Annotated in this window: 22 protein-coding genes, 1 tRNA gene and 2 pseudogenes; 17 read left to right on the forward strand and 8 right to left on the reverse strand. The window is 66.9% G+C overall.

The genetic code is table 11. From position 1 onward, the window contains the following. Nucleotides 1-13: 13 nt before the first annotated feature. From QAD21_RS17125 to QAD21_RS17135, 3 genes and pseudogenes are all read left to right on the forward strand, one after another. Nucleotides 14-448 (forward strand): DUF1801 domain-containing protein, encoded by a 435-nt coding sequence (locus tag QAD21_RS17125; RefSeq protein ID WP_137811008.1) that lies wholly within the window; start codon nt 14-16, stop codon nt 446-448. 273 nt (nt 449-721) lie between these two features. Beyond that, nucleotides 722-1,098 (forward strand): annotated as a pseudogene (locus QAD21_RS17130) (VOC family protein). Nucleotides 1,099-1,207: 109 nt separating this feature from the next. Next, a complete protein-coding gene (locus QAD21_RS17135) occupies nt 1,208-2,173 on the forward strand; it encodes a hypothetical protein (protein WP_137811007.1) in 966 nt (321 codons plus the stop codon). A gap of 27 nt (nt 2,174-2,200) precedes the next feature. On the opposite strand, the gene QAD21_RS17140 is transcribed toward QAD21_RS17135, so the two are convergent. From QAD21_RS17140 to istA, 4 genes and pseudogenes are all read right to left on the reverse strand, one after another. After that, nucleotides 2,201-2,893 carry an alpha/beta hydrolase gene (locus tag QAD21_RS17140; protein ID WP_226513747.1) on the reverse strand — a complete coding sequence of 231 codons (693 nt, stop codon included), beginning with the start codon at nt 2,891-2,893 and terminating at the stop codon, nt 2,201-2,203. A gap of 22 nt (nt 2,894-2,915) precedes the next feature. Beyond that, nucleotides 2,916-3,266 carry a CocE/NonD family hydrolase C-terminal non-catalytic domain-containing protein gene (locus QAD21_RS17145; protein ID WP_165629761.1) on the reverse strand — a complete coding sequence of 117 codons (351 nt, stop codon included), beginning with the start codon at nt 3,264-3,266 and terminating at the stop codon, nt 2,916-2,918. Nucleotides 3,267-3,372: 106 nt separating this feature from the next. Continuing rightward, nucleotides 3,373-4,160: pseudogene (istB, locus tag QAD21_RS17150) on the reverse strand (IS21-like element helper ATPase IstB). Further along, nucleotides 4,157-5,668 (reverse strand): IS21 family transposase, encoded by a 1,512-nt coding sequence (gene istA / locus QAD21_RS17155; RefSeq protein ID WP_137817077.1) that lies wholly within the window; start codon nt 5,666-5,668, stop codon nt 4,157-4,159. The pseudogene istB and the gene istA overlap by 4 nt, the downstream one beginning before the upstream one ends. Nucleotides 5,669-6,293: 625 nt before the next feature. On the opposite strand from istA, the gene QAD21_RS17160 reads away from it, so the two are divergent. The 6 genes from QAD21_RS17160 (at nt 6,294) to QAD21_RS17185 (ending at nt 9,099) form a co-directional block, all read left to right on the forward strand. Beyond that, on the forward strand, nt 6,294-6,650 hold the full coding sequence (locus QAD21_RS17160; RefSeq protein ID WP_280359885.1) for a VOC family protein: 357 nt from the start codon (nt 6,294-6,296) through the stop codon (nt 6,648-6,650). After that, nucleotides 6,647-7,000, forward strand: coding sequence for a metalloregulator ArsR/SmtB family transcription factor (locus tag QAD21_RS17165; RefSeq protein ID WP_078113706.1), 354 nt, complete (start codon nt 6,647-6,649; stop codon nt 6,998-7,000). Before QAD21_RS17160 ends, QAD21_RS17165 begins: the two co-directional genes overlap by 4 nt. Next, nucleotides 6,990-7,523 carry a hypothetical protein gene (locus QAD21_RS17170; RefSeq protein WP_137810759.1) on the forward strand — a complete coding sequence of 178 codons (534 nt, stop codon included), beginning with the start codon at nt 6,990-6,992 and terminating at the stop codon, nt 7,521-7,523. The genes QAD21_RS17165 and QAD21_RS17170 overlap by 11 nt, the downstream gene beginning before the upstream one ends. A 17-nt stretch (nt 7,524-7,540) precedes the next feature. Further along, on the forward strand, nt 7,541-7,840 hold the full coding sequence (locus QAD21_RS17175) for a YciI family protein (RefSeq protein WP_137810758.1): 300 nt from the start codon (nt 7,541-7,543) through the stop codon (nt 7,838-7,840). 150 nt (nt 7,841-7,990) lie between these two features. Continuing rightward, a complete protein-coding gene (locus QAD21_RS17180; protein ID WP_137810757.1) occupies nt 7,991-8,521 on the forward strand; it encodes an excisionase family DNA-binding protein in 531 nt (176 codons plus the stop codon). Further along, complete coding sequence (locus QAD21_RS17185; protein WP_083207433.1) at nt 8,521-9,099, forward strand: PIN domain-containing protein; 579 nt, start codon at nt 8,521-8,523, stop codon at nt 9,097-9,099. The genes QAD21_RS17180 and QAD21_RS17185 overlap by 1 nt, the downstream gene beginning before the upstream one ends. A gap of 116 nt (nt 9,100-9,215) precedes the next feature. Here the strand turns inward: QAD21_RS17185 and QAD21_RS17190 are convergent. The 3 genes from QAD21_RS17190 to pgm form a co-directional block, all read right to left on the reverse strand. After that, nucleotides 9,216-9,288: transfer RNA gene (locus QAD21_RS17190), tRNA-Ala, on the reverse strand. A gap of 114 nt (nt 9,289-9,402) precedes the next feature. Then, nucleotides 9,403-10,155 (reverse strand): DsbA family protein, encoded by a 753-nt coding sequence (locus tag QAD21_RS17195; RefSeq protein WP_065631552.1) that lies wholly within the window; start codon nt 10,153-10,155, stop codon nt 9,403-9,405. Nucleotides 10,156-10,247: 92 nt separating this feature from the next. Then, entirely contained in the window at nt 10,248-11,891 is a 1,644-nt protein-coding gene (pgm, locus tag QAD21_RS17200) for a phosphoglucomutase (alpha-D-glucose-1,6-bisphosphate-dependent) (RefSeq protein ID WP_068971897.1), read from the reverse strand. Between pgm and QAD21_RS17205 the strand changes: the two genes are divergently transcribed. Further along, nucleotides 11,890-12,648 (forward strand): alpha/beta hydrolase, encoded by a 759-nt coding sequence (locus tag QAD21_RS17205; protein ID WP_137810756.1) that lies wholly within the window; start codon nt 11,890-11,892, stop codon nt 12,646-12,648. The genes pgm and QAD21_RS17205 overlap by 2 nt on opposite strands. A gap of 2 nt (nt 12,649-12,650) precedes the next feature. On the opposite strand, the gene QAD21_RS17210 is transcribed toward QAD21_RS17205, so the two are convergent. After that, the gene (locus QAD21_RS17210) at nt 12,651-14,432 is read right to left on the reverse strand and encodes a long-chain-acyl-CoA synthetase (RefSeq protein ID WP_068971873.1); all 1,782 of its coding nucleotides are present in this window, start codon (nt 14,430-14,432) and stop codon (nt 12,651-12,653) included. Between the two features lie 189 nt (nt 14,433-14,621). On the opposite strand from QAD21_RS17210, the gene QAD21_RS17215 reads away from it, so the two are divergent. The 7 genes from QAD21_RS17215 (at nt 14,622) to QAD21_RS17245 (ending at nt 21,169) form a co-directional block, all read left to right on the forward strand. Then, nucleotides 14,622-15,857 (forward strand): CaiB/BaiF CoA-transferase family protein, encoded by a 1,236-nt coding sequence (locus QAD21_RS17215; RefSeq protein ID WP_068971896.1) that lies wholly within the window; start codon nt 14,622-14,624, stop codon nt 15,855-15,857. A gap of 20 nt (nt 15,858-15,877) precedes the next feature. Then, on the forward strand, nt 15,878-16,717 hold the full coding sequence (locus QAD21_RS17220; RefSeq protein WP_065631555.1) for an ABC transporter ATP-binding protein: 840 nt from the start codon (nt 15,878-15,880) through the stop codon (nt 16,715-16,717). Beyond that, nucleotides 16,714-17,850 carry an ABC transporter permease gene (locus QAD21_RS17225; protein WP_068971872.1) on the forward strand — a complete coding sequence of 379 codons (1,137 nt, stop codon included), beginning with the start codon at nt 16,714-16,716 and terminating at the stop codon, nt 17,848-17,850. Before QAD21_RS17220 ends, QAD21_RS17225 begins: the two co-directional genes overlap by 4 nt. After that, on the forward strand, nt 17,847-18,488 hold the full coding sequence (locus tag QAD21_RS17230) for a class I SAM-dependent methyltransferase (protein ID WP_068971871.1): 642 nt from the start codon (nt 17,847-17,849) through the stop codon (nt 18,486-18,488). The genes QAD21_RS17225 and QAD21_RS17230 overlap by 4 nt, the downstream gene beginning before the upstream one ends. Nucleotides 18,489-18,552: 64 nt before the next feature. Further along, nucleotides 18,553-19,476, forward strand: coding sequence for a metal ABC transporter substrate-binding protein (locus tag QAD21_RS17235; protein WP_065631558.1), 924 nt, complete (start codon nt 18,553-18,555; stop codon nt 19,474-19,476). After that, nucleotides 19,473-20,294 carry a metal ABC transporter ATP-binding protein gene (locus tag QAD21_RS17240; RefSeq protein WP_065631559.1) on the forward strand — a complete coding sequence of 274 codons (822 nt, stop codon included), beginning with the start codon at nt 19,473-19,475 and terminating at the stop codon, nt 20,292-20,294. Before QAD21_RS17235 ends, QAD21_RS17240 begins: the two co-directional genes overlap by 4 nt. Then, entirely contained in the window at nt 20,291-21,169 is an 879-nt protein-coding gene (locus QAD21_RS17245) for a metal ABC transporter permease (protein ID WP_058253663.1), read from the forward strand. Before QAD21_RS17240 ends, QAD21_RS17245 begins: the two co-directional genes overlap by 4 nt. Nucleotides 21,170-21,221: the final 52 nt, after the last annotated feature.

A 21,221-nucleotide genomic window follows, 5' to 3' on the forward strand; every position in this document is an offset into this window, starting at 1 on the left:
GAAGGGAACGCGAATGGGCAGCTCTGGAGGATTCTCCGATCAGGAACGCGCCGCGATGAAGGAGCGCGCCGCGGAGCTCGAGAAGGAGAAGTCCCGCGGGCGCGGGAACAAGAAGGCGGCCGAGGAACTCGATCTGCTCGCGAAGCTCGAGAGCATGGACCCGGCCGATCGCGCGCTGGCCGAACGCATCCACGCGATCGTCACCACGGCCGCACCGGACCTCGCGCCGAAGCTCTGGTACGGGCAACCGGCCTACGCGCTGAAGGGCAAGGTCGTGTGCTTCTTCCGCAGCGGGCACGACGACAAGGAGCGGTACTCCACCTTAGGGTTCACCCAGAACGCCAGCCTCGACGACGGCGGATTCTGGCCGACGTCGTTCGCGGTCAGCACTCTGGACACCGAGGCCGAGAAGACCATTGCGACGCTGGTCGCGAAGGCGGTGAGCTGACCTTCCCCTTGCTCCCTAATCCGAAAGAACTGTAAAACCGCAGGTCCCAGCCCTGCTCCCTGAGGTGCGAGGAGCGCAAGCGACGAGCCACGAAGGGCCAGTAACCGGCGAGGGATCGTCTCTTTACCACGAATTTGCGTCCCCCAGAACAGGTTTGAAGGGCATATTGCCCTTCGCACCGGCTCACGGGGACGGATATTCTGCACTGGGGGCCGGTTCCGGCTTCTGCGAACAACACTGGTTCGGCTCCGCGGCCCGACTACCCTGGGCGCCATGATCACCGCGGTGCACACACTGATCTACTGCGACGACCCGGACGCCGCCCGCGCATTCTTCCGCGACGTGTTGCGCTTCCCGCACGTCGACACGGGCGGCGGTTGGCTGATCTTCCAGACCGGTCCCAGCGAACTCGGAGCGCACCCGAATGCCTGGGAGCACGAGGGAAGCGCCGGGCGCACCGATCAGAAGTTCGACGTGTCGTTCATGTGCGACGATCTCGACTCCACCATGCGCGAACTCGCCGGCCGGGGCGCCGAGTTCGCCGGCACACCGACCGATGAGGGTTGGGGCGTGACTGTCCGGGTCAAGGTCCCGGCGCCGGGGAGATCACGCTGTACGAACCGAAATACCCACCGCCCGCGCTCCTGTGAACGTCCGGACCCGTCCGCCGGACGTCGCTCATTCAGTCGCATGAAACCCGGCGATGCCCCCATCGAAGCGCGGTAATCTCCCGAGGTCACCGACCAGGAGGAGCCGACCGTGGGCAGTCCCTACGACCCCAACCAGCCGACCGCCATGGGTCCGCAGGGGCCGCAGCAACCCGGCTGGCCGCCATCTGGCGGTCACCAACCCGGCGGGCCGCAGCCGGCTCCCGGCCAGCCGCCGAACCCGGGTCCGTACGGTGGGCAGCCGTACGGCCAACAGCCCTATGGCGGGCAGCCCTACGGCCAGCAGCCGTTCGGCCAACAACCGTATGGCCAGCCGTTCGGTCAGCAACCGCCCCCGCCGGCCAAGAGCGGGAGCAAGAAGTGGTGGTTCATCGGCGGCGGCGGACTGGTCCTCGTACTGATCGTCGTGGTGGCGGTGGTGCTGGCGCTGACCCTGCGCGGTGGTGGCGACGACGAACCGTCGATCCCGACCGCCTCGGCCCTCCAACTGGTGCTGCCCGAAGACCAGTTCCCGGACATCACGGGCGAATTCAGCACGGAGACGGGCAGTACCGACGACGACGACGGCAGCACCGTGGACAACGAGAAGTGTGCGACGCTGGTCCAGTCTCAGCAGACCGGCAACGAACGCGCGGAGCGCGAGCTCACCGAGACCTCGTCCTCCAGCGAGATACTCTTCGGTCTCGACAACTACAGTGCCGACGTGACCAAGCCGGCCGACAACGGTTACGACGAGTTCGACGAGATCGTCTCCGCCTGTTCGTCTTTCACGCTGACCCTCGAGGACGGGGACGTCCCGGTCACTCTCGCGCTCGAGAAGGTCGAGCTGCCGATCGACGGTGACTACAAAGCGGTCCGGATGACCGGCGAGTACGAGGTCGGTGCGATCGAGGTTCACCTCGCCGGGATCATCGTGGTCGGCGAGGAGCGGGGCGTATCGTTCACGGTCACGCACAACACGGTTGACGACGCACCGCCCGCGATGGACACCACGGTCAGCAACAATCTGGCCGAGATGTTCACGGCCCAGCGGCAGATCATCGCCGACGCGACCTGAAGCCCGACGGTCGAGATTCGCCGGTCGTCAAAGGAGAATTCGCGCCACCGCGGCCGGGTCGTCGAAGATGCTCATATGCCAGGCCCCGGCGCGGACGATGAAGTCCGATCCCGGTATCCGCTGATGCATGGCTGTCATGGAGGCGACGTCGGACACCGTGTCGTGTTCGGCCGCGACCACGGTCACCGGGCACGAGATCGACGCGGTGCGTTGCGAACAGTCGAATTGGGCGATCGCGCGCAGCGCCGACGCCCAGGACGCGTGGTCCGCGGCGGCCACGGCTTCGCGAGCGTAGCGGACGACCAGTCCATCGTTGCGCAACTCGTCTGCGCTGAACCAGCGGCCGAGTGTGCCGTCGACATCGACGGTGCCGGCCTCGACGGCGGCTGCCGCAGCGTCGAATGCCGGGAAGGGCGTGTCTCGGGTGCACAGCAGCGTCAGGCGGGAGACGAGCTCGGGGCGCCGGATCGCGAGTTCCAGGGCCACCTGTCCGCCGAAGGAATGTCCCACCACATGCCAGGGCGCCTCGGACGCAACCGATTCCGCGACCCCGGCGGCGAGCCGCGCGGGTAGATCGTCATCCGCATAACCCGGCGGCGGGCTGATCGCAGGCGTGATCACGTGTCCGTACTCGGCCAGCTCGGCACGCACGCCGTCCCACACCGCCGGCGACAGCGGGGTTCCCGGCAGTAGCAGCCAGGTCGGGGGTTCGGTCGTCACCACGTACTCTCCTCAGCTGTCGTCACGGATTCAGACCGGCCGCCGGATTCGTCGCCTCGATCAGCGGCACCGTCAGCATTGAGGGATGATCTCCGCCCCGATGAATCCGACACGTTCCGCGGGGACCGGTCTGATAGCGGGCGGGGAAATGTCCGGTCAACGGGTTGCCCCGGTCGATGTTCCGTCCCGCGAGCACCAGCCGCAGGCGATCGCCGGGCATGAAAGATGTTGCCGACGAACCGAGTCCGACCTCTATCTCCACGATCTGACCGGGCTCCAGCAACTGAACGCGGTCGAAGCTGTGCACCGGCCGGGCCACCGACGATGCATCGCGGTCCAGTGCTCGCAGGGAGAGCTTCTGCCTACCCGTCACGATGCGGTCCCGGCCGTATCCGTACGAACCCTCGAACGGTGTCAACGGCCAGTTTGATGTCCCCGCTGGTGGCCAGGTGAAAGTCCCCACCCTGTGCGGGATGTTCTTAGGTTGGCGGTACCTCCGTTCGGTGTGTCATGCGGTAGGAGTCGCCGTCGGTGATGACGATGGTGGCGTGGTGCAGGAGCCGGTCGAGGATGCTGGCGGCGGTGGTGTGTTCGGGGAGGAATCGTCCCCATTGTTCGAAGGGCCAGTGGCTGGCGATCGCGAGTGATCGGCGTTCGTAGGCGCCTGCGACGAGTCGGAACAGCAGTTGGGTGCCGGTGTCGTCGAGTGGGGCGAATCCGATCTCGTCGAGGATGATCAGGTCTTGGCGCAGTAGGGTGTCGATGGTTTTACCGACGGTGTTGTCGGCCAGCCCGCGATACAGGGTTTCCACGAGGTCGGCGGCGGTGAAGTACCGCACTTTGTGCCCGGCGTGCACTGCGGCGATCCCCAGCCCGATCAGGGTGTGGCTCTTACCGGTCCCGGCCGGCCAATCAAGGCCAGGTTATGTTGAGCCCGAACCCATTCCAGTGACGACAGGTAGTCGAAAGTGTTGGCCGGGATAGAGGATGCGGCCACGTCGAACGATTCCAAGGTTTTGGTGACTGGGAACCCGGCAGTTTTGAGTCGGTTGCGGATGTTGGAGGCATCACGGGCGGCGATCTCGGCCTCGACCAGTGTTCGCAGCACTTCTTCGGGTGTCCATCGCTGAGTTTTCGCGGTGAGTAGGACCTCGGGTGCGCTACGGCGGATCGAGGCCAGTTTCAATCGGCGTAGCGCCAGGTCAAGGTCGGCCGGTAGCGGTGGCACTGTCTGGGGTGCAACGGGTTTCGATGTTGTGGTGGTCATGACACCTCCTTGTCGCCGGCGCCGAGTTTGTAGGCATCCAGCGAGCGGGTGGGCGCGGTAGGCAGATGCCCGAGCAGTGCTGTGCCGGCCGGTCGCGGGTTGGGGATGCCGGCTCCGGCATCGAGGATCGAGCGCACATCGGCGGCCTTGAACCGTCGGAACGCCACCGCCCTGGTCAGGGCGGTGAGCACCTGTTCGTGGCCGTGGGAGGTGATGAGTCCGAGGATGTCATCGAGTTCACCGGCCAGGCGGGTATTACCGATCGCCGCGGCACCGACTAGGAACTGCTCGGCTGGTTCTCCGAGATCGCAGAACTGTTTTTCGGCAGCAGTTTTCGGTCGTGGTGCACGACTAAGGGGTGTGCGTGGCCCGCCGTAATGATCGTCGTTGAGGACCACCTCTCCTGGGGCAGCCAACGCATGCTCGGCGACCACCTCGCCCGAGGCGGGCTCGGCGATCAGGAGCGTTCCACCGTCCTGGAGGAGGGTCACGGTGGCGCCGATGAGCCGGTTAGGAACCGAGTAGCGGGCCGAGGCATACCGGATACAGGAAAGACGGTCGACTTTACGGGTGACAGGCGGCGGGCCGACCTGAGCACGCAGAGACGGTAACGCCGCCAACACCTTCCGTTCACTCACCAGCTGGTCAGTGGGCACCGTCAGCGTATCGCTGTGGCGTCGAGTGTTGACCTCGGCACACCAGTCCCACGCAGCCCGGTTCGCCAGATGCACATCCAGCTGCACGTCGTCGCGACCCGCGGCGATCTTGGCTTCGGTCCACAACGGCTGCGCCAGATCCGACTGCGCGTACCCGCACAGGTTCTCCACGATCCCCTTCGACTCCGGATCGGCGCCGTGACAGAAGTCCGGGGCGAACCCGTAGTGGGTGGCAAACCGCACATACGTGGGGGTGGGTACGACAACGTTGGCGACGACTCCACCTTTGAGGCAGCCCATCCGATCAGCAAGTACCTTGTTGGGCACTCCACCGATCTCCTCGAAGGCTTCAGCAATGAATCCGAGTGTGGTGGTGGCTGTTTCGTTGGTGGCGAACCGAACGAACCGCCAGCGTGAGAACGCCAGCACCGCGCAGAACATGTGTAACCCGCCGATCACCGCCCAATCGATGACCAGGTAGTCACCCGGAGCCCACACTGCCGGGCGACGGCCGCGGTGATGCTCACGGCGCCACTGCGTTTTCTCCTGGGCGACCAGACGACGGAAATTCCGCGCCGACCCCTCATATCCTGCCGCTCGCGCTACCGGTAGCAGCCGTTTGGCAGTGATCCGGCCGTGTGACCGCGCGACTCGCTGCGCGACGAGCTGGGCCACCGCATCGTAGTTGCGGGCCCGTTCCTTGCGATCGGGTGGTTGATCGTCGGCTTCGAACCGATCGACCACGCGCTTGACGGTCTTGTGGGTGGTGCCGCACACCTCGGCTGCGGCGCGATAGCTTCCGAGTTCTCGGTAAGCAGAAATGATGTCCATACGGTCCTTCGCAGACTTCAATGGAACTCCCAGGCGGTGATGGTGATCGGTTGGCACCTTCACCGTCATCGCCTGGGCCCTCAGTTCCGGGTCGACACGACGAACACAGGGTGGGGACTTTTATCTGGCCACCAGCGGGGACCTCGACCTGGCCACCAGTGGGGACTTTCTCATGGCCATGGACAAACGGGACCCACCGCGTTCCTGCCCATTTCTCCACTGCCACGAACAACGTCGCATCCCCACCGCGCGGCAGGCTGACCCATAGTCGAGCACTCATCGGTCCGGAGAGTTCGAGATGAGAATCGATGGCAAGGTCGTAGGCCAGCCCGGCCCCGCGCAGGTCGAGAACCGACGAACCACTCGCCACGCCTCCCCCGGTGACCCGGGTCAGACGATCACCGTCGGCGAGTAGCAGTTCGGTCCACGTGGTCGCCGCCGGCGGCCACTCATGTTCCTCGCGTACATCGGTGACCTCGGTCCGCGACCCCCGGACTTCGAAACGACCTCCGACGACAGTGCGACACCCATGGCTGGACTCTAGGGCACAGGCCGAGACCGGTCATGGCTCTCCACACCCTTGCGTGTTCCGTCAGCAATCGCTAACGTTAGCCATTACCGACACATACCGGCACAAGGAGTCCTCATGGGAGCACCAGTCGCATTCTTCGAGATCACCTCGCATGACCCCACCCGTCTCACCGCGTTCTATCGCGATCTGTTCGGCTGGACCATCGACGACAGTTCCGGCCCGGAATACTCGCTTGTCGACACCGGCGCAGGTGACGGCGCCGTCTCCGGCGGCATCGGCGCCGTGTCCGAACCCGGCGGGACCAGCGGGGTGAGTGTCTACATGCGCGTCGACGATCTGCAGGCGTCCCTCGACCGGGCCGATACGCTCGGTGGCAAGGCACTCGTGCCGCCCACGGACCTCCCGGATGGGTACGGCAGATTCGCGATGTTCGCCGACCCCGACGGCAACTCGATCGGACTCTGGGCGTGACCGACAAGTCCCCAGGCGTCGACGAGGCCCTGCGCGCGATGGCGGAGCCCCGCCGCCGCGCCATCCTCGAACTCGTCTCCGGCGAGGAGCTGTCCGCGGGCGACATCGCCGCCCGGTTCGACGTCAGCCGCACCGCGATCTCTCAGCACATCACGGTGTTGAAAGACGCCGGGTTGCTGGCCGAACGCCGCGAGGGGACCCGACGCATCTACCGCGCCCGACCCGAGGGCATCGACCGACTACGCGACCTGCTCGACGACATGTGGGCGTCATCTCTCGACGTCGCGCGGCAACTGGTCGAGGCCGAACGCGGACTGACCGACGCCGACGAGGTGAACCGTGCCGGGTGAACGCGAGGTCGCCGACGCCGGAAGTCGCGATGGCGGTGCCGTTCTCCCGCTCCGACGGCCGCCGATACGTCAATCCACCACCGTCCGTAGCGATCTCGACCACGTCTTCACCACCATTGTCCGGACCATCGGGGTCTGGTGGCCGCTGCAGCCGATGTCGATCGGCGGGGACCGGGCACGGACGGTGACCATCGACGAGTTCACCGGCGGCCGGGTCTATGAGACCTGGGACGACGGCACGACCGCCGAATGGGGTCGATTGGCGGTGTGGGAACCCCCGAGTCGGTTCGTCATGTCGTGGCTGAACACTCCCGAGCCGACCGAGGTCGAGCTGTCGTTCACCTCGCTCGGTCCGGCTCTGACGCGGGTGTCCGTGGAACACCGCGGCTGGGAGCATCTGAGCGAGGAACAGCTTCGCGAAGACTGCGCCGCGCCAGGCGGTTACAGCTCCGGCGCGTATTCCGGCGGCTGGGCCGCCGCCCTGGCGGCCTGCGTCGACGTCATCGAATCGACCCACCCCTGAAGAGAGAGCGTCAGAACATGACCCACTTCGTGTACAAACTCGTCCCGCCGCGTCCCACCTTCGGTCCCGGCGACATGTCCGACGACGAGGCCGCCATCATGGGCCGCCACGGCGCGTACTGGTCGGGGCTGCTCGCCGACGGCACCGCCGTGATCTTCGGTCCCGTCCTCGACCCGGCCGGCAACTGGGGCCTGGGCGTGGTGCGCGCCGACTCCGAGGACGATGTCCGGGCCATCAGCGCCGCCGACCCGGCCGTCACCTCGGGCCTCGCCCGCGTCGAGATCCTCCCCATGCCCGTGGGCATCGGGCACGACTGACCGGACCCGTTCGACGACGAAGGCCGTTCCGACATCGGTCGGAACGGGCTTCGTTCGGTGGAGCCAGGGGGACTCGAACCGCTGACCCCAAGCTGCCAATACAGCCACCAAGGGATTGCGGATATTTCGATTAGTCGGCAAACTTGTCAGATGAGCCCGACTACCGCACCGCGCAGAACAGGAACATTCTTCCCCCCGACCGACGCCCCCGACCTCGACGCCCTCATGGATTTGTCGCGGTTCCTCGATCACCACCACGAGCCCGCCGCGCTCGTCGGGCCCGACGGTGAAGAAGTTCCTCTCCCACTCGAGGTCTATCGGACGCTGACACAGATCGTGGATGCGATGCGCGCGCACCGCGCGGTCGTTGTCGCTCCGGTCGACCAGAAACTCTCGACGCAGGAGTCGGCCGACTACCTCGGCATCAGCCGCCCTACTCTCATCAAACTGCTGGAGAGCGGCAGAATCCCCTTCGAGACCGTAGAAGGCAGCCGACACCGGCGCGTGAAGTTGGGCGATCTACTCGAGTATCAGTCACAGCGCGCAATCGAGCGGCGCGGGGCACTGCAAGCTCTCGTCGATGACGCCGAAGACAGCGGTCTGTACGACGTGCCCGCCGAGGACTACCGGGAAGCCATGCGCACATCTCGCCGCGAGATTGCCGAGGAGCGCAAGCGGTAGTGGCGGGGTTTCGCGTGATGCTCGACGCGTGTGTCCTGGTGCCGATCCACAAGGCCGATCTGCTGCTCACCTTCGCCGAGCACCGGGCGTTCTACCCTCTGTGGAGCAACCGCATCATGGACGAGACGGTGCGCGGTATCAATCGGGCGACAAAAGGACGAGTCTCAGAGACGACCGCACGCTTGCGGGTCGATGCAATGAACGATGCCTTCGAGGACGCGTGCGTCGAAGGCTGGGAACCACTTGAAACGGCAATCTCAGGAATGCCCGATCCCGACGACCGACACGTTGTCGCAGCCGCCGTGAGAGGCCACGCGGCCGCGATCGTCACCGACAACATCCAGCATTTTCCCAAAGCAGTTGTGGAGCCGCTGGGGCTGCACATACGCAGCTCCGACCAGTTCCTGTTGGACCTACTCCACCGCAATCCGGCGCGTGCGGTGGCCTCTGTAGCCCAAACCGCCGACAAGCGTCGTCGCCCACCGGTGACCACCGAACAGTTCCTCGATGCTCTCGCAGCCTCTGGCACAACCGATTTCGTCAGGGATATCGCACCCTACTTCGAATCCGGTAGCTAGAACACGTCGCCGCCTCCGTAGAGCGCCTAGCTGTCACTACGCAACTCGGTTCGACAGGCTCTATCCCACCAACGACGAAGCCCGTTCCGACATCAGTCGGAACGGGCTTCGTTCGGTGGAGCTAAGGGGACTCGAACCCCTGACCCCCACACTGCCAGTGTGGTGCGCTACCAGCTGCGCCATAGCCCCGTATTTTGTTGTTCCGCCCTGTTCAAGGGCACTGGCGAAGTTACACCATCTCGGCGATACCAGCCAAATCGCCAGGACGCCGACCCGATCGGTGTCGAGTCGGCGTCACGCGACTCAGGAGTTGCCACCACCCAGGATGCTGTCGAGCCAACCGGTGCCCTCGAGGACGCCGTTGACGGGTTCGCCGTCGTGCAGCACGGTCGGGGTGCCGACCTGGCCGCCGGTCGCCTTCGACAGTTCGTCGGTCGACTTCTGCGCGTTCTCCTCGGCCTGGGCGACCTTCGCATTGTCGGTGATGCACGTGGCGGTGGCCGGCGTCGCGCCCTGCTCGGTGGCGAGACGCGCGAGCTCGGGGCTGGTGATGTTGCCGGTGCCGTCCTCGGGCGGCTGGGCGGCGAACAGCGCGCTGTGGAATCGCAGGAACAGATCGGTGTTCTGCTCGTCGGCCACGCAGGTCAGCGCACCGGCAGCCCGCGAGCTGTAGTCACCGGTCGCCGACCGCGAGTTCAAGAAGTGCAGCGTGTGGTAGCGCACGCGGAGTTTGCCCTCGGTGACGGCCTTGGTGATGGCCGGTCCGGACTGCTGCTCGAACACCTTGCACACCGGACACATCGGGTCTTCGAAGACGTCGATGAGCGGAGCGGTCTCGGGACCGACGATCATCGTCGAACTCGACGCCAGCGCGGCTTGATCGGTGTCACCCTGATCGCGTCCGCTCCACCAGATCCCGCCGATCACGAGGCCCGCGATCACCAGGACCGCGATGCCGCCGAGCACGTAGGTCATCGTGTTCGACGGCGCGCTCGGCTGATACTTCGAGTTGGTGGTGCGGGGCACCGATGCTCCCGGCTTGCGCTTCTTGCTCACATTCCGACAATAACGGCGCCGCGCTGAAAATTGTCTGAGGGAACGTCCGGCCGGACCGGGGCGGTGACCACCACCGCCGTCCCGCTACTCGCTCACGCCCCCAGCGCCGCGTCGACGACGTGCTGCGCCTCGCTCTGCACCTGCGCGAGATGGTCTGCGCCCTTGAAGGATTCGGCGTAGATCTTGTAGACGTCTTCGGTCCCCGAGGGACGAGCCGCGAACCAGGCGTTCTCCGTCGTGACCTTCAGGCCGCCGATCGGGGCGCCGTTGCCCGGTGCGGTCGTCATGATCGCCGAGATGGGTTCGCCCGCCAGTTCCGTCGCCGTCACCTGCTCCGGCGACAGCTTCGACAGCACCGCCTTCTGCTCCCGGCTGGCCGGCGCGTCGATCCGCGCGTACGCCGTCGTCCCGTACTCCTCGGCGAGTTCGGCGTAGCGCTGCGACGGCGACTTGCCCGTCACCGCGAGGATCTCCGACGCCAGCAGCGCCATGATGATGCCGTCCTTGTCGGTCGACCACGGGCTGCCGTCGAAGGTCAGGAACGACGCCCCGGCGCTCTCCTCACCACCGAAGGCGACGCGACCGTTCAGCAGGCCGTCGACGAACCACTTGAAGCCGACGGGAACCTCGAGCAGCGGTCGTCCGATCCCGGCGACCACCCGGTCGATCAGCGACGACGACACGAGCGTCTTGCCGACGGCCGCCGACTCCGACCACTGCGGCCGGTGCGTGAAGAGGTAGTCGATCGCGACGGCCAGGTAGTGGTTGGGGTTCATCAGACCGGCGTCGGGCGTGACGATGCCGTGCCGGTCCGAGTCGGCGTCGTTGCCGGTCGCGATGTCGTAGGAATCACGGGAGGAGATGAGCGAGGCCATCGCGTTGGCCGACGAACAGTCCATCCGGATCTTGCCGTCGGTGTCGAGCGTCATGAACGAGAACGTCGGGTCCACCGTCGGATTAACGACCGTCAGATGTTCGAGGTTGTATCGGAGGCCCAGCAGCGCCCAATAGCCGACGGACGCGCCGCCGAGCGGGTCGGCGCCGATGTGGATGCCGGCATCGCGGATCGCCCGCATGTCGACCACATCGCCGAGTCCGTCGATGTAGTTGAGGAGGAACGAGTAGTCGTGCACGAACTCGCTGCCGCGCGCACGCTCGAACGGGATGCGCGCGACACCGTCGAGCTTCTGCTCGAGCAGTTCGTTCGCCCGCGCCGCGACGACCGAGGTGATCGAGGTGTCTGCGGGACCGCCGGTCGGCGGGTTGTACTTGAATCCGCCGTCCCGCGGCGGATTGTGTGACGGCGTCACGACGATGCCGTCGGACAGCACCCCCGGGTTGTCCTGGTTGAACATGAGGATGGCGCGGCTGACCGCCGGCGTGGGTGTGAACGAGTCGCTCTCGGCGGTGTAGACGGTGATCTCGTTGGCCGCGAGCACCTCGAGTGCGGTGCGCCAGGCGGGGACCGAGAGAGCGTGGGTGTCGAACCCGATGAACAGCGGACCAGAGATCCCGGCGGAGCGGCGGTAGTCGACGATCGCCTGCGTCGTCGCGAGGATGTGGGCCTCGTTGAACGCGTTGTCGAAGCTCGATCCGCGATGCCCCGACGTCCCGAACACGACCTGCTGCAACGGGTCCGACGGGTCGGGTGTGTTGTCGTAATAGGCACGCGCCAGGGCGTCCACGTCGACGAGGTCTTCGGGCAGGGCCAAGGTACCAGCGCGAGGATGTGCCATGACCGCGATTGTGCCACTCCACACGCCGTTCGCCCGGTCGACGAACCGATCCGTCCGGACCCGGATACCGAATCGCTACGGTGGGACGATCGTCGACGTCGCATCGAAGGGGCCTGCACACATGCTGATCGCCGGATTGTCGGGACTGCTGTCCCCCGGACGCCGATCCCCCAGCCTGCTCGTGCTCGTCCTGCCGGGCGGCACGGACAACAGCCACAAACCGTTCAGTCCCTGGCAGCCGTCCGCCCTGCGCATGTACCCGTTCACCTGGTCGCTGCGACTGCGATTCGGCCGGTCGGTGCGCGTCCACCAGGTCGGCTACCGCGTGTACGGCTGGAACGGCGACGACAACTCGCCTCTGCTCCCCGCCCGTGCGGCACTCGACGAGATCTGCCGACGGCACCCGGGCGTGCCGGTGGTCGCGATCGGACACTCGATGGGCGGACGCGTGGCCGCCCATCTCGCCGCCGACCGCCGGGTCATCGGCGTCCTCGGCCTGGCGCCGTGGTGGCAGTTCGCCGACTGGCGACACATCCAGCCCGGCGCGCGGGTCGTCGCGGTGCACGGCGACGCCGACACGCGCACGCTCGCGAAACGGACCCGCAAGGGCATCGACGAGCTCTCGGCACTCGGAATCGACGCCGAGTTCATCCCGGTCCCCGGCGGCGGTCACGCCATGCTCGATCACATCGGGCTCTGGCAGCGCAGCGCGCTCGACTTCGTCGGCGAGCGCCTGTCCGCGCTGCGCGGTGCCTGACCTCAGCGCGTCGGCCGGCCGGCCAACTCCTCGACGAACTCCGGATAGAACTCGACGTATTTCTCCCCGACGAGCACGTAGAGCGGATCGTCGCCGGTCTGCCCGTAGGCCTGCTTGCGGAGTTCGGTGCGCATGTTCTTGAACGTCGAGGTGTGTTCCAGCGCCTCGACGATCCGGACGAACAGCGGCACGGCGTACGCGGGCAGACCGTCGCGAACGTGTCGGGCGAGACCGTCGGCGTCGAAGGTCTCGCCGTCGCGCAGGCTCACCGCCGCCATGCCGGCCTTGCCGTCGACCCCCGGAACGGGCACACCGAACACGACCGCCTCCTCGACGGCGGGGTGCGCGTCGAGCACCGCCTCGACCTCGGTGGTGGCCACGTTCTCGCCCTTCCAGCGGAAGGTGTCACCGATGCGGTCGACGAAGCCGATGTGCGAGAAGCCCTGATCGCGGACGACGTCGCCGCTGTTGAACCACTTGTCGCCCTTGCGCTTCGCGTCGCGGACGATCTTTCGTTCGGTCGCGGCCGGGTCGGTGTAACCGTCGAACGGTACCCGTGAATTGATCTGCGCGAGAAGCAATCCGGTACCACCCTTCCCGACCGGCCGCACCCGCCCGTCGGGACCGCGCAGTGGCTCGCCGGTCTCGTCGTCGTATTCGACGATCGTGTACGGCAACGGCGAGAACCCGGCCGTCTTGGACAAGCCGAAGACGTTGATGAAACCGATGTTCGCCTCGCTCGCCGCATACAACTCGACGACGCGGTCGATACCGAACCGCTCGGTGAAGGCATCCCAGATGTCCGGGCGCAGACCGTTGCCGACGGCGAGCCGGAGGCGGTGCGCGCGATCGGTCGGCTTCGGCGGCTGCGCGAGGAGATAGCGGCACAGCTCACCGATGCAGGCGAACGCGGTGGCGTTGTTCTCGATGATCTCGTCGATGAACTTCGACGCCGAGAACTGCTTGCCGATGGCCAGGCAGGCGCCCGATGCGAGGACCGACGAGACCGAGATCGTGAGAGCGTTGTTGTGGTAGAAGGGCAACGCCGTGTACATGACGTCGTCGCCGCGCAGACGGATTCCCAACCCGCCGATGCCGTTCATCGCCACCAGCCAGCGGTAATGACTCATCTTGCTGGCCTTCGGGTAACCCGTTGTGCCCGAGGTAAAGATGTAGATCGCGGTCGACCCGACCTCGATCGAGTCGGTGACCGGCCGGTCGAGCGGTGAGCAGCGCGCGGTCAGTGTGGCGAGTTCGGCGAAGGTGAACTCCTTCTCCGGTCGGCATCCGGTCGGCACCGATTCCAGCGCCTCCAGCAGATCGGACTGATAGAGAACCACTTTCGGCTCGATGAGTCCGAGACTGTGTTCCAGCACCGCGCCGCGCTGATTGAAGTTGAGCATTCCGCAGATCGCCCCGATCTTGACGATCGCGAACATCGCGATGACGACATCGGGGTGATTACGCGAGAGCACCGCGACCACGTCATCGCGCCCGACACCCTCGCGAGTGAGGAGATCCGCGAGCCGGTTGGCCCGAGCATTGGCCTCGCGGTAGGTGATCGACGCACCCTCGAACCGGAGGAAGTCCCGGTCGGGGTACTTCTGCGCACTCTGCTGGAACCGCTTGCCGATGGACATCTTCGTGGTCGGCGGTGTGGGCAGCATCGCCGGTAGGGTCCGCAGGATCGTGCCAGCGTCACGACGCAACGACGCGACTCCCGACACCATGTCCGCCAACCGGATGTCCGGCAGCAGTCCCGTGCCCGGCGCCTGATCAACCATGTTCTGCCCGCCCCTTCGGTGTGTTCGACGACACACACCCTAGCGTCGGCTCGTACTCATTGACACATCGGGGTTGATTTGTTTCAAACGTTCCGAGTGTGTCGAGCCAGCAGGCGAGACCGCACCGCGATCGGCCGGCCACCCGGGCCGACCCTTGGCGCACGCCGGGTGACCGGCCACACTGTCTGGATGACCGACACCTCGCCGAGACCGATGAGCGACCGTCCCGCCGGCCCGCTCGACGGCGTCACCGTCCTCGAACTGGGCACGCTCATCGCCGGACCACACGCGGCACGGCTGTTGGGTGACATGGGCGCGGACGTCATCAAGATCGAACCGCCCGGCAAGCCCGATCCGATCCGCACCTGGGGACAGGCGGAGGTCGACGGTCACCGCTTCTATTGGACGGTGCACGGCCGCAACAAGAAGGCGGTGACCCTCGATCTGCGGGCGGACCGAGGGCGCGAGCTGTTCCTCGATCTCGTCGAACGGGCCGACATCATCGTCGAGAATTTCCGTCCCGGGACGCTCGAGCGGCTCGGCATCGGCCCGGATGTACTGTCCGCTCGCAACCCGGGCATCGTCGTGGTGCGGGTCTCGGGCTACGGCCAGACCGGCCCGGATTCGACACGAGCCGGGTACGCCTCCGTCGCCGAGGCCGCCAGCGGTCTGCGGTATCTCAACGGCTACCCCGGACAGCTCCCGCCCCGGCTGGCGCTGTCACTCGGCGACACCCTGGCCGGTATGTTCGCCGCGCAGGGCGCCCTCGCGGCACTGTACCGGCGTTCGGTGACCGGCGAGGGGCAGGTCGTCGACACCTCCCTCATCGAATCGTGTGTCGCCGTGCAGGAATCGGCCATCGCGGACTACGACGCAGGTGGCGTCGTCCGCGGCCCGTCGGGCACCCGGCTCGACGGCATCGCACCGTCGAACCTCTACCCGACCAGCGCGGGCACTCACGTCATCATCGCCGCCAACCAGGATTCGGTGTTCGCCCGGCTGTGCGCGGCGATGGGACAACCCGAGCTCGCGACCGACGACCGCTTCGTCGATCACGCCGCGCGCGGACGCAACCAGGACGAGCTCGACGATTTGATCGGCGAATGGTCGCGGCAGTACACACCGGAGAAGCTGACCGAAGTACTCGGTGCCGCGGGAGTCGTTGTCGGACCGGTGAACTCCGTCGCCGAGGTGGTCGCCGACCCGCATCTACAGGCACGGGGGATGATCGCCGAACACTACGACGAGCGTGCGCACCGCACCGTCCTCGGTCCCGGCGTCGTGCCACAGTTCAGCGACACCCCCGGTGGCATCCGCAACGCCGGTCCCCCCGCCCCCGGTTGCGACAACGAGGCCGTCTACGGCGGATTGCTCGGGCTGCCCGAAGACGAGATCGCGGCGTTGCGGACGGCCGGGGTCATCTGACACTCGGCTACGGTCGAGCCATGTCACTGGTCGCGACCGGGCTCTCGCGCACCTTCGGCCGGCACACGGCCGTCGCCGATGCGAGCCTCGAACTCGGATCCGGCAGGATCACCGGGCTCGTGGGGCCCAACGGGGCGGGCAAGACCACCCTGCTCCTGCTTCTCGCCGGCCTGCTCGCCCCCGACACCGGTGCGATCGTGGTCGACGACGCGCCGGCGAAGCCGGCGGACATGCGTCGACTGACGGGGTGGATGCCGGACATCTTCGGCACCTGGGAAAGCCTCACGACGCACGAGATCCTGACGACCTTCGCCAAGCTGTACGGAATGCCCACCACCCAGGCGCGGCAACGCGCCGCCGAACTGCTCGAGTCGGTCCATCTCACCGATTTCGCGACACGGCCGGCGCACGAGCTGTCGCGCGGCCAGAAACAGCGCCTCGGCTTCGCCCGAGCCCTGGTGCACCGGCCCCGGATTCTGCTGCTCGACGAGCCGGCATCCGGAATGGACCCGCGGTCACGGATGGAGCTGCGCGGCCACTTGCGCCGCCTCGCCGACGACGGGTGCGCCATCCTGGTGTCCTCGCACATCCTCTCCGAGCTGGAGGAGATGGTCGACGACGTCGTGCTGATGACCGGGGGCCGAACCCGCACACCGCACGGTGCGGCCGGCGGGGTGTGGCGGATCCGGCTCGTCGGGCAGCCGCCCGGGCAGGCGCGGGAAGTTCGCTTCGACGACGAGTCCGCTGCCGCGCGGCACCTCGCGCAGGTGGTGTCGTCCGGTGCGGCGGTCAGCGAATTCGCTCCTGTGTCCTCCGGCATCGAAGATGCCTACCTCGCACTCGACCCGGAGCGCCGATGACCACCGAGACGCACGAAGCAGATGTCTCGCCGCGGGCCCGATTCTCGTCGTGGTGGCGGATGGTCGGGGTCATCGTCGAACTCGAACTCCGCCAACGGCTACGGACGACGAGATGGAAGGCCACGCTCGTCGTCGCCTTCGTCGTGACCTCCCTCGCCGTCTTCGGATCGATGTACCTGGCCGTCGGGGCATTCGGCGGCACCTACGCCGGGTGGGCGTCGAATCTGTACGGGCTCCTGATCGGATTCCTGGTGCTACTCGGGATCATCGTGGCCCCAACCCTGGCGGCGACCACGATCAACGGTGACCGCAAGGACGCGACCCTGGCCGTGGTGCAGGACACCGCGATCAGCAATTGGCAACTCGCACTCGGCAAGCTCATCGGCAGTTGGGTGGCGGGGATGGCCTTGGTCGCCGTCGCCGCACCGTATGTGATCTGGGGCTTGGTCGAAGCGCCCCAGCCGATCTGGCGCGGGGTGGTCGGCGCGGTCGTCCTCGCGCTCGTCTTCGCTTGCTACGCGGGGATCGGACTCGGGTTCTCCGCGGTGACGGCGCGACCGGCAGGGTCCGCGGTGCTGACGCAAGCCGCCGTCTTCTTCCTCCTGCTCGGCCTGCCGGTGGTGTTCGGCCTGCTGTATCCGACAGTCGCGCAGACGCATTCGGTGGTCCGCACCGACACGACGGTGACCGATCCATCGAGCCCGACGCCCACCTGGACGTGTCGCGAGGTCACCCGAGGAGAGGAATTCCACCACCACGAACGCATCTGGTGGCTCCTCGCCCCGAACCCGTTCTTCATCGTGGCCGACGCCGTCTCCTCGCCGCCGCAGAACCCGATGAGGACCTCCGACAGCACGGCAGCCCAGGAGATCGCACGGACTCTGTCGGCAGTCCGGGCGGGTCCGTACATCGGCCCGCGGACATGTGCCGACATCTCCTACGGTTACAGCGACGGGAGCGACCCCACCGGCCATCGCGCCCGTGAAGCAGCACATGAGACGTCCGAGATGGGCCACTCGTGGTACGTCGGCCTGGGGATCTATCTGGCGCTCGGCGGACTCGGATACGGTGCCGCGGCACGTCGTCTGCGGATCCCTGCGGGCAAGCTGCCGCGCGGAGTCCGGATCGCATGAGTGCCGGCGACGACTCTGCCGGGTATCAGCCCGGTTACGACGCCCTCGCCGACCTGTACGCCGAGACATTCCCCTCGCCGTTCTCGAACGCGCTGCAGCGCCGTGTGATCGAGTCCTTCGTCGACCACGTTCGCGGGAGCGGGATCCCCGGGACCGTGCTGGACGTGGGTTGCGGACCGGGCGGTGTGACGGCGGAATTGGCTTCCGCCGGTCTCGATGTGATCGGCGTCGATCCGAGCGCCGAGATGCTGCGGATCGCGAGATCGTCGCATGCCGACCTACGCTTCGTTCTCGACGACGCGCATTTGACCTCGACGGAGCTCGACGACATCGACGTCGCCGCAATCGTGGCGCGCTTCAGCCTGATCCATGTGCCACCCGCGTCCGTTCCCGGCATTCTCGACGGCTGGGCCGGTCGGATGCCCACCGGCGGCGGCGTGCTGGTCGCCGGGCAGACGATCGACACCGACGAGATCGTCGAATTCGATCATCGGGTGGCGCCCGCCTGGCGTTGGCACCCGGATCGGATGGCGGCGGCCCTGGCCGACGCTGGTTTCGACGAGGAGTGGCGCACGGTGAAGCGTGCCGACGACACCCACCGCTTCGCCGAGTTCCATCTCCTCGCGATACGCCGATGACGCTGCTCCCGGGCACGTAGCCCCCGAACTAGAAAGTTCGGCGAACCGAAACTATAGTGTCGGCATGCCCAAGCTCGTGCGTCGCCGGTTCGTCACCGTCGGGGCACTGCTTGCTGCCGTGTGCACGATCCTCGCAGGATGCACGCTGTCGAGTCGGCTGCCCGACGAGAAGGTCGTGCTCACCACGTTCACCGTGCTCGCCGACATCGCCTCGGAGGTCGCCGGCGACCGTCTGCAGGTGGAGTCGATCACCAAGCCGGGAGCCGAGATCCACGGCTACGAGCCGACTCCCGGCGACATCCGCCGGGCCGCGACCGCGTCGCTCGTCCTCGACAACGGTCTCAACCTCGAAGCCTGGTTCGCACAGTTCGTCGACGGCCTCGACGTCCGGCACGTCGTCGTCAGCGAGGGTGTCGAACCGATCGACATTGCGTCGGATGCCTATGCGGGCAAGCCGAATCCGCATGCGTGGATGAGTCCGGTGAATGTGCAGATCTATGTCGACAACATGGTGCGCGCGTTCACCGAGCTCGACCCCGACGGCGCCGCCACCTTCGAATCGAACGCGACCGCGTACAAGCGGCAGCTCCAGCAGGTACAGACCGATCTCACCTCCGCACTCGCCGGACTACCCGCCAACGAGCGGGCCCTCGTCACCTGCGAGGGCGCGTTCTCGTATCTCGCCCGCGACGCCGGACTCGTCGAGCGCTACATCTGGCCGGTCAACGCCGAACAGCAGGCGACGCCGCAACAGGTCGCCGAGACGATCGACTTCGTCCGGGCGAACCGTGTCCCCGGCGTGTTCTGCGAGTCCACGGTCTCCGACGCCCCGATGCGACAAGTCGTGAACGCGACCGACGCCCGGTTCGGCGGCACCCTGTACGTCGACTCGCTCTCCGAGGCCGACGGCCCCGTACCCACCTATCTCGACCTCATCCGCCACGACGTCGCGACCATCGTGTCGGGCCTGACCGGGAGCAACACGTGAACGTCTCAGCGACAAGCGGTTCCGCCATCGAGGTGACGGACGTGACCGTACGGTACGGCGACATCCTCGCGCTCGACCACGCGTCGGTACGAGTACCGTCCGGCCAGGTGTGCGGCCTCGTCGGGATGAACGGATCGGGCAAGTCGACGCTGTTCAAGACGATCGTGGGGTCGGTGACCCCGACGACCGGCACGGTCCGGCTCGGCGGCCGGACCCCCGCCGCGGCGCGTCGGGCCGGCGCGCTCGGTTACGTGCCGCAGTCCGAGGACATCGACTGGAGCTTCCCGGTCTCGGTCCGTGACGTCGTGATGACGGGTCGCTACGGCCATCTCGGATTCACGCGCCGCCCCAAGCGGGCCGACCACGACGCCGTCGACGAAGCCCTCGCACGCGTCGAGCTCACCGACTTCGCCGACCGCCAGATCGGCCAGTTGTCCGGCGGGCAGCGCAAGCGGGCCTTCGTGGCCCGCGGCATCGCACAGGAAGCCGAGATCCTGCTGCTCGACGAACCGTTCGCCGGCGTCGACAAACGCACCGAGGGGACCATCACCGCACTGCTACGCGAACTCGCCGATGCCGGGACGACGATCCTGGTGTCCACGCACGATCTGCAGGTCCTGCCCGAGCTGGCCGACGAGGCGATCCTGCTGATGCGCCGCGTGATCGCGCAGGGCGCGCCGGCCGAGGTGATCACCACCGACAACCTCGTCCGCGCGTTCGGGCTCGATCCGCTCGCCCGACCGACGTTCGAACGCCTCGAGTCCGAACGCCTCGAGTCCGGGCGCCTCGCCACCGATCGCCACGAGGAGGTCTCGTGAACATCGTCGACATCCTTCTCGACCCGTTCGCCTACGCGTTCATGACGCGTGCCCTGTGGGCGACGCTGATCGCCTCGGTCGTGTGTGCGCTGTTGTCGTGCTGGCTCGTGCTGATCGGCTGGTCGCTGATGGGTGACGCGGTCTCGCACGCGGTGCTGCCGGGCGTGGTCCTCGCCTACATCGTCGGCGTGCCGTTCGCCATCGGCGCGGTGATCTTCGGCTTCCTGGCGGTGGCACTGATCGGCGCTGTCCGCGACGGCGGCCGGGTCAAGGAGGACGCCGCCATCGGCATCGTCTTCACCACCCTCTTCGCCTTCGGCCTGGTGCTGATCTCGGTGACGCCGAGCCAGACCGACCTGAACCACATCATCTTCGGCAACCTCCTGGGCGTCTCGACGTCGGATCTCGTGCAGATCGCGATCCTGGGTGCGATCGTGGCGACCTTGCTGCTGCTCAAGAGACGCGACTTCACCCTCTACGCCTTCGACCGCACGCACGCCTTCGCGATCGGACTCAGCCCGAAACTCCTCGGCGCGGCCCTTCTCGCGCTGCTCGCCCTCACCGCGGTGACCGCGCTGCAGGTGGTCGGCATCGTGCTCGTGGTCGCGATGCTCATCATCCCCGGCGCGACGGCCCGACTGCTCACCGATCGCTTCGGCCGGATGCTCGTCATCGCGCCCGCGATCTCGGCGATCTGCGGGGTCATCGGCCTCTACGTCTCCTACTACCAGGACACCTCCCCCGGCGGGATGGTCGTCCTCGTCCAGGGCATCGCGTTCTTCGGTGTCTACCTGTTCAGCCCGACCCACGGCGTCGTCACCAAACGACGCAAGCATCGCGAGAGCGCGACGCTCGATGCGCTGAGTACCGGTTAGCGAACCGGCCGGCGCGAAACGAAAGGCGCCCCACCGAATCCGGTGGGGCGCC

The organism is Gordonia sp. SMJS1 (genome assembly GCF_029866425.1).
Taxonomy (GTDB): Bacteria; Actinomycetota; Actinomycetes; order Mycobacteriales; family Mycobacteriaceae; genus Gordonia; species Gordonia hongkongensis.

Coding starts and splice junctions, on each gene's coding strand:
- QAD21_RS17125 (WP_137811008.1), top strand. CDS start 14: ATGGGCAGCTCTGGAGGATTCTCCGATCAGGAACGCGCCGCGATGAAG.
- QAD21_RS17160 (WP_280359885.1), top strand. CDS start 6,294: ATGGGAGCACCAGTCGCATTCTTCGAGATCACCTCGCATGACCCCACC.
- QAD21_RS17175 (WP_137810758.1), top strand. CDS start 7,541: ATGACCCACTTCGTGTACAAACTCGTCCCGCCGCGTCCCACCTTCGGT.
- QAD21_RS17180 (WP_137810757.1), top strand. CDS start 7,991: ATGAGCCCGACTACCGCACCGCGCAGAACAGGAACATTCTTCCCCCCG.
- QAD21_RS17205 (WP_137810756.1), top strand. CDS start 11,890: ATGACCGCGATTGTGCCACTCCACACGCCGTTCGCCCGGTCGACGAAC.
- pgm (WP_068971897.1), bottom strand. CDS start 11,891: ATGGCACATCCTCGCGCTGGTACCTTGGCCCTGCCCGAAGACCTCGTC.
- QAD21_RS17210 (WP_068971873.1), bottom strand. CDS start 14,432: ATGGTTGATCAGGCGCCGGGCACGGGACTGCTGCCGGACATCCGGTTG.
- QAD21_RS17215 (WP_068971896.1), top strand. CDS start 14,622: ATGACCGACACCTCGCCGAGACCGATGAGCGACCGTCCCGCCGGCCCG.
- QAD21_RS17220 (WP_065631555.1), top strand. CDS start 15,878: ATGTCACTGGTCGCGACCGGGCTCTCGCGCACCTTCGGCCGGCACACG.
- QAD21_RS17225 (WP_068971872.1), top strand. CDS start 16,714: ATGACCACCGAGACGCACGAAGCAGATGTCTCGCCGCGGGCCCGATTC.
- QAD21_RS17230 (WP_068971871.1), top strand. CDS start 17,847: ATGAGTGCCGGCGACGACTCTGCCGGGTATCAGCCCGGTTACGACGCC.
- QAD21_RS17235 (WP_065631558.1), top strand. CDS start 18,553: ATGCCCAAGCTCGTGCGTCGCCGGTTCGTCACCGTCGGGGCACTGCTT.